The organism is Paenibacillus sp. Negev47 (genome assembly GCF_058313655.1).
Genome location: NZ_CM177754.1, coordinates 1 through 14,097 on the forward strand (window position 1 = coordinate 1; position 14,097 = coordinate 14,097).

Below are 14,097 nucleotides of genomic sequence, written 5' to 3' on the forward strand. Positions count from 1 at the left end.
GTGGACAGCCATACTTCTGATTTATGGCAGCAAATCTTATCAATCATACAAAACAAACTCAGCAAACCCAGCTTTGACACCTGGTTCAAGGCAACCAAAGCAACGAAGCTGAATGACCGTTCAATCGTCATTTCCGCACCAACTACGTTTGCCGTCGAATGGCTGGAGAGCCGTTACACCAAATTGGTTGGCTCGACGGTATACGAGCTGCTTGGCAAACAAGTCGATGTGAAATTTGTCATCGAAGAGAACAAACCTGCTGAACCGGACCCGCAACTGCCGGCACCAACGCCTACAGTTGTACAGGAAGAAGCGGTACTCAGCATGCTGAATCCGAAATATACGTTCGATACATTTGTCATCGGGCCGGGCAACCGTTTTGCCCATGCCGCATCGCTGGCGGTCGCTGAAGCGCCCGCCAAAGCTTACAATCCTCTCTTTCTGTATGGAGGAGTAGGTCTCGGTAAAACTCACTTGATGCATGCGATCGGACATTACGTTCTGGAGCATGATCCGGGCAGCAAAGTCGTTTATTTGTCGTCTGAGAAATTCACGAACGAATTCATTAACTCGATCCGTGACAACCGCGGGGAGAGCTTCCGTAACAAATACCGGAGCGTTGATATTCTGCTCATTGATGATATTCAGTTCTTGGCGGGAAAAGAATCGACACAAGAGGAATTTTTCCATACGTTTAATGCGCTGCATGAGGAACGGAAGCAGATCATCATCTCCAGCGACAGACCCCCGAAGGAAATTCCGACACTGGAAGAACGACTTCGTTCTCGCTTTGAATGGGGGTTAATTACGGATATCCAGCCTCCAGATTTGGAGACAAGAATCGCTATTTTGCGTAAGAAGGCACGTGCGGAAAACCTGGATATTCCGAATGAAGCGATGATGTATATCGCCAACCAGATTGACACCAACATACGTGAACTGGAAGGTGCACTGATTCGGGTCGTTGCTTATTCTTCGCTGACTAATCAAGATGTAACCACTCATCTGGCAGCTGAAGCACTGAAGGATATCATTCCTTCGAGTCGTCCCAAAATGATCACTATTCATGACATCCAACAAAAGGTCGGCGAGTACTATAGCCTTAAGCTTGAAGATTTCAAAGCACGGAAACGGACCAAGGCAGTTGCTTTCCCAAGACAGATTGCCATGTATCTCTCTCGTGAACTGACAGACTTTTCTCTGCCCAAAATTGGGGAAGCATTCGGAGGACGAGATCACACCACTGTCATACACGCTCACGAAAAAATCTCCCAAGCTATAAAAATCGATCAGGATCTCTATAAAGTTATCAACAACTTAACCGAAAAAATTAAGAATCCAACCTGAACAAGTCCCAAGCCTATGCACAACGTATACACATGTGGATAGGCTTGGGTGTACGGGTTTATACCCACTTATCCACATATTCAGTGCCCCTATTACTATTATTACTATAAAGATCTTAAAGATATCATCTCCAAAATAGCCATTTCGGAGCTTAGCCTTCGGCCTTTGAAAAACACCTTTTAACACCCCGTCACCCAAAAAATCAGCTAGGAGTGAAACCATGAAAATCAGCATAATGAAAAACTATTTAAACGATTCCATACAGCAAGTATCCAAAGCGATCTCAAGCCGTACAACGATTCCGATCCTGAGCGGTATCAAATTCGACGTTAATCATCAAGGTGTAACGTTGACAGCAAGTGACACCGATATATCCATTCAATCCTTCATCCCGCTTGAAGATGGAGATAAAAGCGTGGTTCAGGTAGATCAACCGGGCAGTGTAGTCTTGCCTGCCAAGTTCTTCGTAGAGATCATTAAGAAGTTGCCTTCGCAGGAAGTGCACATGGAAGTCAAAGAGAACTTCAACACCTTCATCTCCGCAGGTGCTACCGAGATTCAACTGGTAGGTCTTGATCCGGAAGAATTCCCGGTACTGCCAAGCATCGAAGAAAACCAAACGGTCTCCATTCCGGGAGATTTGTTGAAAAATATGATCAAACAAACCGTCTTCTCCATTTCCACACATGAGACAACTCCAATCCTTACAGGCGTACTCTGGAGTTTGGGTGACAATGAGTTGAAATTTGTGGCAACAGACCGTCACCGTCTTGCTACTCGATCAGCAATGCTGGATAATGCAGAAGGTATCCGCTTTAACAACGTGGTCATCTCCGGTAAAACGCTGAACGAACTCAGCAAAATTGTTCCGGATCAAAATACCCTTGTGGATATCGTTGTTGCAGATAACCAGGTCCTGTTTAAAATTGACCGTGTATTGTTCTACTCCCGTATTCTGGATGGAACATATCCGGATACTTCTAGAATTATTCCGACGTCATACAAAACAGAACTCGTTTTAGATACAAAAAAATTAAGTGAATCCATCGACCGGGCTTATTTGCTGTCGCGTGAAGAGAAAACAAACATCGTGCGTATGCAAACCATGGATTCGGGATCAGTCGAAATTTCCTCAAGCTCTTCCGAGTTAGGTAAAGTAAGAGAAGAAATCGAACCTGCCGAGTTTACAGGAGATCCGTTAAAAATCTCGTTCAACTCCAAATACATGCTGGATGTTTTGAAAGTGGTTGAAAGTGAGCAACTGATGATCGCTTTTACCGGTGTCATGAGTCCAATCATCTTGAAACCGCTGGATGACAGTCACAGCCTTTACGTCATACTGCCATACCGGACGACCAACTAACGAAAGGAAGATCACAGTGAACCAAGTTACGATTCGAACGGAATATATTAAGCTTGACCAGTTTTTGAAATTGGCTGATTGCATCCCAACCGGAGGTATGGCCAAAGCTTTGCTTCAGGAGGGACTTGTACGTGTGAATAAAGAGCCTGAGGAACGCCGGGGACGTAAGTTATACCCTGGGGATATCGTTGAAGTGGACGGAGAAGGCACATTCGAAGTTGCTGCAGAGTAAGAAGACCAGTTCGATCCTGCTGCCTCCTGTCGGACGGGATAAAAGGGAGGTTACCACGTGTTTGTGAACAGCATTGATCTGCAGAATTTCCGCAATTATGAACATCTGAGACTGGACTCTTTTGGTCCCGTAAACTTGTTGATCGGGCAAAATGCCCAAGGAAAGACCAATCTTGCAGAGGCTATTTTTGTACTTGCACTCACCAAGAGCCACCGTACATCCCGTGACAAGGAGCTAATCCGTTTCGGTGAAGAACGGGCCAGGCTTGCAGCAGAGGTCGACAAAAAGTACGGATCGGTCAAGCTTGAACTATCTTTGTCGCAACAAGGCAAAAAAGCAAAGATTAACGGCCTGGAGCAGCGCAAGTTAAGTGATTTTGTCGGAGCACTCAATGTCGTGATGTTTGCACCGGAAGATCTGGAGATTGTAAAAGGCACGCCGGGGGTCCGCCGCCGGTTTCTTGACATGGAGATTGGGCAGGTAGCACCAGGTTACCTGTATCATCTGCAGCAATATCAAAAAGTGCTGGTCCAGCGAAACAATCTGCTCAAGCAACTATGGGGAAAAGGGGCATCAGCCCAGACCATGCTTGAGGTGTGGAACGAACAACTGGTCGAGCATGGTGTTAAAATCGTCAAAAAAAGGAAACAATTCATAAAGAAACTGCAAAAGTGGGCAGAAACGATTCATCAAGGGATCACCGGAGGCGGAGAAGTCTTGCGGCTGGCCTACCTTCCGTCCTTCAGCGAAGCGGCTGAAGAAGATGAAGCTGTCTTAATGGACCAATTTATGATAAAATTATCACAAATGAAAGAGCAGGAGATTCGCCGAGGCACAACCCTTAGTGGGCCGCATCGGGATGACCTGTCCTTTTTCATTAACGATCGGGAAGTACAAACATATGGCTCGCAGGGGCAGCAGCGCACAACGGCGTTGTCCCTTAAACTTGCGGAAATTGAACTGATTCACGAAGAAATCGGAGAATATCCGGTCCTGCTATTGGACGATGTCCTGTCCGAGCTGGACCCTTTTCGTCAGACGCAGCTGATCGAAACGTTCCAGAGCAAGGTGCAAACCTTTATTACGGCTACGGGGATCGAGAGCCTGAACGTTGACAAGCTCAAAGATGCCAGTATTTATCACGTTCATGCCGGACAGGTTGAACGCTAAGGAGTGAGGGCTTATGTACATTCATCTGGGCGGTGAGAAGATCATCCGTTCTTCCGAATTGGTCGCTATTTTTGATATATCGATTGAAAAATCCTCAAAGATCTCCAAGCAGTATGTCACGCATGCCGAGCAGGAAAAAACAGTGGAACACATCGGCGAAGAGGAAGCCAAGTCCATTGTGGTGACCAAAAACATTGTGTACTACTCGCCTATTTCCTCAGCCACGCTGAAGAAACGGGCTCACATTTTTCCTGATCTCTAGCGTTGGTGTGGCATAAAGGTGTGTCTTTTGTTGCTTGTCTTTAATTTGGACAGCTGGCTGAAATGAAGGACGTTGCCTGTTTCAGCAAACATTCTTAGTTAACGCATATTTACGATATTGAATCTATAGAAGTAGGTGAAAGGCATGTCTATGAATCAACCGTCATATGATGCGAATGAAATTCAGGTCCTTGAAGGATTGGAAGCCGTACGGAAGCGTCCGGGGATGTATATCGGTTCCACCAGTTCCAAGGGCCTGCATCATCTGGTCTGGGAAGTAGTGGACAACAGTATCGACGAAGCGCTTGCAGGTTACTGTGACCACATTGAGGTCAGTATCCATGAAGACAATAGCGTGACTGTAGTCGATAACGGTCGGGGTATTCCTGTCGGCGAACATGCCAAAATGAAACGTCCTGCACTTGAGGTAGTCATGACTGTCCTCCATGCAGGAGGAAAATTTGGCGGCGGCGGATATAAAGTATCCGGTGGTTTGCATGGTGTCGGTGTATCCGTTGTGAATGCTCTCTCTGAAAAAGTGGTTGTAACGGTTAAACGTGAGGGACATATCTACCAACAGGAATATCGCCGTGGGGCTCCACAGTATGACCTGAAAGTAATCGGTACAACTGACGAAACGGGAACAACGGTTAGGTTCCATCCAGACCCTGAAATTTTCACGGAAACGAGAGTTTATGAATATGACATCTTGCTTGCCCGTATTCGTGAGCTGGCGTTCCTGAACAAAGGCATTGGTCTTACATTGACGGATGAGCGTACGGGTGCAACCAACTCGTTCCTGTACGAAGGCGGTATTATCGAATATGTCTCCTTCCTCAACCAGAAGCGCGAAGTACTGCATGAAAATCCAATTTACGTCGAAGGTTCCAGAGACAATATCCAGGTGGAAGTTGCGTTGCAATACAATGACAACTACACCGAGAATATCTATTCCTTCGCGAACAATATCAACACACATGAGGGCGGAACCCATGAATCAGGCTTTAAAAGTGCCCTTACACGGATCATCAATGACTACGCCCGTAAAGCAGGGGTAATCAAAGACAGTACAGGGAACCTTTCCGGGGACGATGTGCGTGAAGGTTTGACGGCTATTATTTCGGTCAAGATTCCAGAACCGCAATTTGAGGGACAGACGAAGACCAAGCTGGGAAACAGTGAAGTACGTGGTATTGTCGAATCCTTGTTTGCCGAGAAGCTGCAGGAGTTCCTGGAAGAGAACCCTTCCGTATCTCGTCGCATTTTGGAAAAAGGACTACAAGCAGCACGTGCTCGTGAAGCGGCCCGTAAAGCTCGGGAACTGACACGTCGTAAAGGTGCACTGGAAGTGAGCTCACTCCCAGGTAAACTGGCGGACTGTTCATCCAAGGATGCTTCAATCAGCGAATTGTACATCGTCGAAGGTGACTCTGCTGGCGGATCAGCGAAGCAAGGTCGGGATCGACATTTCCAAGCGATTTTGCCGCTCCGTGGTAAGATTCTGAACGTGGAAAAAGCTCGTCTGGACCGGATTTTGGGTAATGCGGAAATTAGAGCGATTATTACGGCGATGGGTACAGGTATTGGTGATGACTTCGATATTGCCAAAGCTCGCTATCACAAAATCATTTTGATGACAGATGCCGACGTCGATGGTGCTCATATCCGAACACTGCTTCTGACATTCCTGTATCGGTACATGCGCAAAATCATTGAGGCAGGCTATGTATACATTGCGCAGCCACCATTGTTCAAGATTGAACGTAACAAAGTGATTCGCTACGCTGGTTCCGAGAAAGAGCGTGATGAAATTATTGCAACGCTCGGCGAAAATGCGAAGTTCAACGTTCAGCGTTACAAAGGTCTCGGTGAGATGAATGCCGGACAATTGTGGGAAACAACGATGGATCCGGAGAGCCGGAGCATGATGCAAGTATCAATCAACGATGCCATCCTTGCCGATGCCATGTTCGACACCCTCATGGGGGATAACGTTGAACCGCGTCGTGACTTTATTCAGGAAAATGCTAAATACGTGAAAAACCTCGACATTTAACGATATTCGAAGAGGCGCCTGCGAGGGCGCCTTTTTATATTATTGGAATCATTGAAGAGGAAAGTTAATAGACTTCCGTATTTTTTTGTTACCGACGTACACGTTTTTTAGCAGACGAGGCCTGTGCTTTAGGGGATGGACGAGAGGTTTTACCCTTTTTGGAGGGTAAACGACCGTAGGCAATGGCATATCGTTTAATCTTCCGGTACGCCTCCTTGTCCGGCAGTAAGCCAAAAGCATAAATGCCTGGCAGTGTGTTAACTTCAAGAATCCAGGGGCGCCCTTCTTCGTCTAGTGCAATATCAATACCGATTTCTTTGAGCCTTGGAAATGATGTTTGCAATTGCACAGCAGTATGAATGCCTAGTCGGTACAGCTCATTACGAAGCTTCTTGAAGCGATCCTGGTGAAGATGGGGGAGTACGAGTTCTTCGAACGTGGCCAATCGTCCACCACCATGAATGTTGGTGATGATTTTGCCTGGCGCGGCGACCCGTCCGAGTATACCTGTTGTTTCCCAGTTATGTTGTAGATTTTTCTGGGTCAACACACGCAAGTCAAAAGGCAAACCCTTATGCTTCATCAGTGGGATTCCTTGTTGAATAATATAGTCACGTTTCTGTATACGATCATTCAGCGCCCGTTCAAGATCGTCCAGGGAATGAAATGACTTCTCCTCTGTTCCGTATTGGAGTTGATATGTTGTTGTGAGGTAGGTAGCTCTGGAGGTAACAGAGGTCGCCACGGTTTCGCCAGGTACGCTTCGATCATTGGTGTCTTCAGAAACCTCTGTATCTGTAGTGGAATCTTCGGAATACAACACAGGTTGGTACAGACGAGTGGTTTCCACCCGCATGACGCCATTACCGTAAGTGCCACGGTCCGGCTTGATATAGTTGGACTCAAATAATTCAGTCATTCGTTCCAGAGTTTGACGACTATATTTTCGGGTAACGGGAATATATTCATTCACACTGCGACTGCGTTGTAACACAGCTGTTTTGGCCCATTTGCTGGAGACACGCTGGATACCCAAGATTCATCAACCCTTTCATGTTTTGCTCAGTTCTCAAGAGGGGAAGACACGGAGAAATCGAAGGACAAGTTACGATTTCAGTGGTATAATAGAGAAATATGGCGTTTTGTGCGATGAGCTGCATAATTTGTAGTTTGATCGTAGAACGGGAACGGCTTTAGTCTCGGTGGGCACAGTATATATGCCGCTTTTCTAGCATTGTATGTGCAATTGGGGAGGAAGGCAGGGCGAATCCCCAGACACGTAGAAGTTCCCGGAAGAAAGGCTATTGCCCAGCGGACGTTTAATTGTGTAACTTTTGTGAAAGTAATATAATAAAGAATAGCGTTCTTGCGCGGTTTTAGCCTTGTTAGGCTTTTCACATATAATCAATTTATTGAATGACGGAATGGAACGTTTGTTGAAGGACAAGAAGGAGGTCCAGCATGGCGGAAGAAATGAACTCGCAGATTACAGATCGGGATATTGGCGTCGAGATGCGTGAATCGTTTATGGATTATGCGATGAGCATCATTGTTAGTCGTGCCTTACCTGACGTGCGTGATGGATTGAAGCCGGTTCACCGGCGTATTCTGTACGCAATGTCGGAGCTTGGTATGACACCCGATAAACCACATAAAAAATCAGCCAGAATCGTCGGCGAAGTTATCGGTAAGTATCACCCGCACGGTGACTCTGCTGTTTACGAGACGATGGTACGGATGGCACAGGATTTCTCCCTGCGTTATATGCACGTAGATGGACATGGTAACTTTGGATCAGTCGATGGCGATATGGCGGCAGCCATGCGTTATACGGAAGCTCGTTTGTCCAAGATTGCAATGGAAATGCTCAGAGATATCAACAAGGATACAATTGACTTCCAGCCAAACTATGACGGTGAAGAACATGAGCCTATCGTTTTACCTGCGCGTTTTCCTAACTTGCTTGTCAATGGGGTCGGCGGGATCGCGGTAGGTATGGCAACCAATATTCCTCCTCATAATCTGGGAGAGGTCATTGACGGCGTACAGGCCATGATTCAGAATCCGGACATTACATCCATGGAACTGATGGATTACATTCAAGGTCCAGACTTCCCTACGTCCGGTTACATTTTGGGACGCTCAGGTATTCGCCAGGCGTATCAGACTGGACGTGGTTCCGTAACGATGCGGGCTAAAACCAACATCGAAGAGAATAACAATAAGGCGAAAATTATTGTTACGGAGCTCCCTTATCAGGTGAACAAGGCAAGACTCGTTGAGAAAATTGCAGAGTTGGTACGTGATAAAAAGATTGATGGCATTACAGACCTGCGTGATGAGTCTGACCGTAACGGTATGCGTGTTGTAATTGAACTTCGCAGAGATGTGAATCCGGGGGTTGTTCTGAACAACTTGTACAAACATACATCGATGCAATCCACTTTCGGGATTAACATGCTTGCGATTGTAAATAAAGAGCCTAAAATTCTGAACCTGCGTGAAGTGTTGTATCACTATCTGCAGCATCAGATCGAGGTTATTCGCAGACGTACGCAGTTTGAACTGAAAAAGGCTGAAGCTCGTGCACATATTCTGGAAGGCTTGCGTATTGCACTGGATCATATCGATGAGATTATTACGTTGATTCGTTCATCCAGTAATGCAGATGCAGCCAGAGAAGGTTTGATTGAGCGTTTCTCACTCAGTCATGATCAGGCTCAAGCTATTCTCGATATGCGTCTGCAACGCCTTACAGGTTTGGAACGCGAACGTATTGAAAACGAATATAACGAACTGATGGTCAAAATCAGGGAGTACCGTGAAATTTTGGCCAATGAGCATCTCGTACTTGAGATTATCAGTACGGAGTTGCAAGAGATTCGCGACCGCTTTAGCGATGATCGCCGTACAGAGATTACTGTGGGTGAAGAAAGTATTCTGGATGAAGACCTGATTCCGCGTGAAGAGGTTATCATCACGATTACCCATACAGGCTACGTGAAACGTCTGCCGGTTTCCACATACCGCAGCCAGAAGCGTGGTGGGCGCGGGGTTGTGGGGATGGATACCAAAGATACCGACTTCGTTGAGCATCTTTTTGTAACCAACTCTCACAATTACCTCATGTTCTTCACGGACAAAGGTAAAGTGTATCGTCTGAAAGCTTACGAGATTCCAGAGCTTGGACGTACCGCACGTGGAACGCCTATCATCAACTTGATCCAGATCGAGCAGGGCGAATCGGTCAATGCCGTAATTCCGGTTCAGGAATTCGAAAGTGACCGATACTTGTTCTTTGCTACCCGCCAAGGGGTTGTGAAGAAGACGCCACTTGAGGATTACACGAATATTCGCAAAGGCGGCCTGATCGGTATTTCCTTGCGTGATGATGATATCCTGATTGATGTTAAGCTGACCGATGGACAGCAAGAGATCATTATGGGGACAGCTCACGGAATGTCCATCCGATTCTCGGAAGGTAACGTACGTTCCATGGGACGTAGTGCAACCGGAGTTAAAGGGATCACATTGGATGAACAGGATGCCGTCATTGGCATGGATGTAGTTGATAAAGAGCTTGATGTTCTGATCGTTACAGCCAAAGGTTACGGTAAACGTACACCTGTTAGTGATTATCGGATGCAGACTCGTGGCGGTAAAGGGATCAAGACCATTAATGTTACAGAGAAGAACGGCGCAGTAGTCAGCCTCAAAATGGTTAAAACGGAAGAGGATCTGATGATCATCACATCTAGCGGTACTTTGATCCGGATGAGCATGGAAGGCATATCCACTATGGGTCGATACACACAAGGTGTGAAGCTGATTCATATTCGTGATGACGATTCGGTAGCTACAGTCAGTCGAATTGACAAGAATGAAGAAGAACCAGACGACGAATTGCTTGAAGGCTCGGAAGGCGGGGATTCCCAAGCTCCTGCGGTAAGCCTCGAAGAAGGCATCGTTGTTGACGCTGAAGTTGAGGGCGACGATTCCGGTTCGGAAGCATAAGATAAAATTTTCTGAAGACCAATCTCTTGGTGATTGGAACAAGATCTTAAAGGGCTCCCATTGGGGGCCCTTTTGTTGTACAAAGGAATGTCCATTTTTCATTCCTCAGAATCTGGGATGTACAGCCTGATTTTTGAGTAATATAATGGGAAATATCAAGAAAAACCGGGACTATGGTCTTGTTTTAGTATTAACATAGAAGAACGATGAGCGAGGGGAATCAACATGGGATTAATCACCCTGTCAGAAGTCAAACCAGGACTCAAACTTGGGAGTGATGTGCACACGCTTCGCGGCAACGTCTTGCTTCAGAAGGGCAAAGTCATTTTACCCAAGGATATGGAAGTGCTCAGAGCCTTTATGATTCAACAGGTGGATATTGAACAAGAAAGAACGGTAGCGGGCAGTACAGGCACCAAGGGTGCAGCTGCGTCCGCAGGAAGTACAGCAAGTGAGAAGAATGGGGAATGGACAGGAAACGCCGTCACAGCTTCTGCAGCAACGTCTCTACAGGATGAGTATGAGAAGATGATTGGATTAACCAAAAATGCATTCCTGTCTTCTCTCGCAGCTGAATTGCCTGTATATGAGTTGCGTACACAGTTGGAGGCTTTATTTGTACATCTCAAACAATATAATGTGCTTACCTTTAGTCCACGAGTAATGCAAGAACATGATTATGTATATCACCATGCCGTACTGAGTGCGATCACATCGTATCAACTGGCTCAATGGATGGATCTCCCCTCCAAGGATTGGATGCAAGTTGCTTTTGCAGGCTTGTTCCATGATATTGGTAACAACAAGGTAGATCCGCAGATTCTCCATAAACCTTCCACGTTGTCGGCTACAGAGCAGGAAGAGATCCGTCAGCATACTAAATATGGTTATCAGATCCTTAAACAGGCGAAGGCCATTAATGAGGGAGCTAGACTTGCAGCTTTGCAGCATCATGAAAAAGTTGACGGATCAGGATACCCGTTGCAACTTAGCGGAACGCAAATTCATGTCTATGCCAAAATTGTAGCCATCGCTGATATATTCCACGCCATGACATTGGAGAAAATCTATCGCAAGGCACAGTCACCTTATTTGGTTCTGGAACAGATCCAGAGTGAGGCGTTTGGGAAATTGGACCCTGCAATTGTGAGTGTATTTGTTCAGCGGTCAACCCAAATCCATAATGGCATCCGAGTAAAACTCAGCAATAACCAAATTGGAGAGATCGTATTCTCTGATCGGGACCATCCTACACGTCCTATGGTGTCAGTAGAAGGAACTATCATTAATCTAATGCAGCAAAGGCAGCTTCACATTCAAGAGGTTATTGGTTAACTATAAATATTAGAGCAACTTGATCAGAGGGTCTTTCTTTTATAGAGAGGCCTTCTTATGTGAGATAAAAGTAGTAATGTAGATATACCACAAAGATTATAGAAATATTGATAAATACTTAAAAAAAGACTTGCATTGTAAATCTGTACATGGTATATTCTAATTCCGGCCAAGAAAACACGGTTTACACGGTGCGGCAAGCAAAACGGATAAGCTTCGAAAGAAACTTAAAAAAAGAGCTTGCTAAGTTGGTTCGGATATGATAAGATATAAAAGTTGCTGAAGAGAACGGCATTCGGTAACAGCACAAGTTTGATCTTTGAAAACTGAACAACGAGTGAGTAAACATTCTGCTTGCAGAATGAACGCGAAAGTTTGAGACAAGCCTTGGCTTGAATCGACTGGAGCACAAAATGAGATTTTTAATCTCGTCAGATTCAAAATGAGCTTATCGCTCTTTTCAAATACTTGAGATGATTTTCAAAGCGTTTAACCGCGCTGCTGAAATTCATCTTTATTGGAGAGTTTGATCCTGGCTCAGGACGAACGCTGGCGGCATGCCTAATACATGCAAGTCGAGCGGACTTGAAGAGAAGCTTGCTTCTCTGATGGTTAGCGGCGGACGGGTGAGTAACACGTAGGCAACCTGCCCTCAAGTTTGGGACAACTACCGGAAACGGTAGCTAATACCGAATAGTTGTTTTCTTCGCCTGAAGAGAACTGGAAAGACGGAGCAATCTGTCACTTGGGGATGGGCCTGCGGCGCATTAGCTAGTTGGTGAGGTAACAGCTCACCAAGGCGACGATGCGTAGCCGACCTGAGAGGGTGATCGGCCACACTGGGACTGAGACACGGCCCAGACTCCTACGGGAGGCAGCAGTAGGGAATCTTCCGCAATGGGCGAAAGCCTGACGGAGCAATGCCGCGTGAGTGATGAAGGTTTTCGGATCGTAAAGCTCTGTTGCCAGGGAAGAACGCTTGGGAGAGTAACTGCTCTCAAGGTGACGGTACCTGAGAAGAAAGCCCCGGCTAACTACGTGCCAGCAGCCGCGGTAATACGTAGGGGGCAAGCGTTGTCCGGAATTATTGGGCGTAAAGCGCGCGCAGGCGGTCATTTAAGTCTGGTGTTTAATCCCGGGGCTCAACCCCGGATCGCACTGGAAACTGGGTGACTTGAGTGCAGAAGAGGAGAGTGGAATTCCACGTGTAGCGGTGAAATGCGTAGATATGTGGAGGAACACCAGTGGCGAAGGCGACTCTCTGGGCTGTAACTGACGCTGAGGCGCGAAAGCGTGGGGAGCAAACAGGATTAGATACCCTGGTAGTCCACGCCGTAAACGATGAGTGCTAGGTGTTAGGGGTTTCGATACCCTTGGTGCCGAAGTTAACACATTAAGCACTCCGCCTGGGGAGTACGGTCGCAAGACTGAAACTCAAAGGAATTGACGGGGACCCGCACAAGCAGTGGAGTATGTGGTTTAATTCGAAGCAACGCGAAGAACCTTACCAGGTCTTGACATCCCTCTGACCGGTACAGAGATGTACCTTTCCTTCGGGACAGAGGAGACAGGTGGTGCATGGTTGTCGTCAGCTCGTGTCGTGAGATGTTGGGTTAAGTCCCGCAACGAGCGCAACCCTTATATTTAGTTGCCAGCACTTCGGGTGGGCACTCTAGATAGACTGCCGGTGACAAACCGGAGGAAGGTGGGGATGACGTCAAATCATCATGCCCCTTATGACCTGGGCTACACACGTACTACAATGGCCGGTACAACGGGCTGCGAAATCGCGAGATGGAGCCAATCCCAACAAAGCCGGTCTCAGTTCGGATTGCAGGCTGCAACTCGCCTGCATGAAGTCGGAATTGCTAGTAATCGCGGATCAGCATGCCGCGGTGAATACGTTCCCGGGTCTTGTACACACCGCCCGTCACACCACGAGAGTTTATAACACCCGAAGTCGGTGGGGTAACCGCAAGGAGCCAGCCGCCGAAGGTGGGATAGATGATTGGGGTGAAGTCGTAACAAGGTAGCCGTATCGGAAGGTGCGGCTGGATCACCTCCTTTCTATGGAGAATCGTTTCCCGCGTGGAAACATTCAAATAAGCAGGTTCTTAGAACCTGCGACAGCGATTCATTTCGGTCCTTCACCTTGGTGTGGATGAAATGAAGAGCAAAAACACTCACTCGTTGCTCAGTTTTGAGAGCTCAAACTCTCAAACAGCTTGCTTTTGCATGGAACTTGTTCTTTGAAAACTAGATATCGAAACGAAAGTAAATGCGAATTAGAACATTCCTTTTTAGCTGAACTTGTGCAAA

Annotated in this window: 9 protein-coding genes and 1 rRNA gene; 9 read left to right on the forward strand and 1 reads right to left on the reverse strand. The window is 46.7% G+C overall.

Annotated elements, in window-relative coordinates; all coding sequences use genetic code 11:
• From dnaA to gyrB, 6 genes are all read left to right on the forward strand, one after another.
• Entirely contained in the window at positions 1 to 1,347 is a 1,347-nt protein-coding gene (dnaA, locus tag AC4G47_RS00005; protein WP_100526825.1) for a chromosomal replication initiator protein DnaA, read from the forward strand.
• A gap of 220 nt (positions 1,348 to 1,567) precedes the next feature.
• Complete coding sequence (gene dnaN, locus AC4G47_RS00010; protein WP_017691408.1) at positions 1,568 to 2,710, forward strand: DNA polymerase III subunit beta; 1,143 nt, start codon at positions 1,568 to 1,570, stop codon at positions 2,708 to 2,710.
• Between the two features lie 16 nt (positions 2,711 to 2,726).
• Entirely contained in the window at positions 2,727 to 2,942 is a 216-nt protein-coding gene (gene yaaA / locus AC4G47_RS00015) for a S4 domain-containing protein YaaA (RefSeq protein ID WP_036611994.1), read from the forward strand.
• Between the two features lie 57 nt (positions 2,943 to 2,999).
• Entirely contained in the window at positions 3,000 to 4,112 is a 1,113-nt protein-coding gene (recF, locus tag AC4G47_RS00020; protein ID WP_017691406.1) for a DNA replication/repair protein RecF, read from the forward strand.
• Between the two features lie 13 nt (positions 4,113 to 4,125).
• Positions 4,126 to 4,374, forward strand: a complete 249-nt coding sequence (gene remB, locus AC4G47_RS00025; protein WP_017691405.1) for an extracellular matrix regulator RemB — start codon at positions 4,126 to 4,128, stop codon at positions 4,372 to 4,374.
• A 144-nt stretch (positions 4,375 to 4,518) separates the two neighbouring features.
• Positions 4,519 to 6,429, forward strand: a complete 1,911-nt coding sequence (gyrB, locus tag AC4G47_RS00030; RefSeq protein ID WP_458124787.1) for a DNA topoisomerase (ATP-hydrolyzing) subunit B — start codon at positions 4,519 to 4,521, stop codon at positions 6,427 to 6,429.
• A gap of 88 nt (positions 6,430 to 6,517) precedes the next feature.
• On the opposite strand, the gene AC4G47_RS00035 is transcribed toward gyrB, so the two are convergent.
• Positions 6,518 to 7,465, reverse strand: coding sequence for a YheC/YheD family protein (locus tag AC4G47_RS00035; RefSeq protein WP_491104257.1), 948 nt, complete (start codon positions 7,463 to 7,465; stop codon positions 6,518 to 6,520).
• A gap of 425 nt (positions 7,466 to 7,890) precedes the next feature.
• Here AC4G47_RS00035 and gyrA point away from each other — a divergent pair, with 425 nt between their 5' ends.
• The 3 genes from gyrA (at position 7,891) to AC4G47_RS00050 (ending at position 13,845) form a co-directional block, all read left to right on the forward strand.
• Positions 7,891 to 10,443, forward strand: coding sequence for a DNA gyrase subunit A (gyrA, locus tag AC4G47_RS00040; protein WP_491104258.1), 2,553 nt, complete (start codon positions 7,891 to 7,893; stop codon positions 10,441 to 10,443).
• Between the two features lie 225 nt (positions 10,444 to 10,668).
• Positions 10,669 to 11,778, forward strand: a complete 1,110-nt coding sequence (locus AC4G47_RS00045; RefSeq protein ID WP_491104259.1) for an HD-GYP domain-containing protein — start codon at positions 10,669 to 10,671, stop codon at positions 11,776 to 11,778.
• A gap of 514 nt (positions 11,779 to 12,292) precedes the next feature.
• Positions 12,293 to 13,845: ribosomal RNA gene (locus AC4G47_RS00050) — 16S ribosomal RNA — on the forward strand.
• The last annotated feature ends 252 nt before the right edge of the window (positions 13,846 to 14,097 follow it).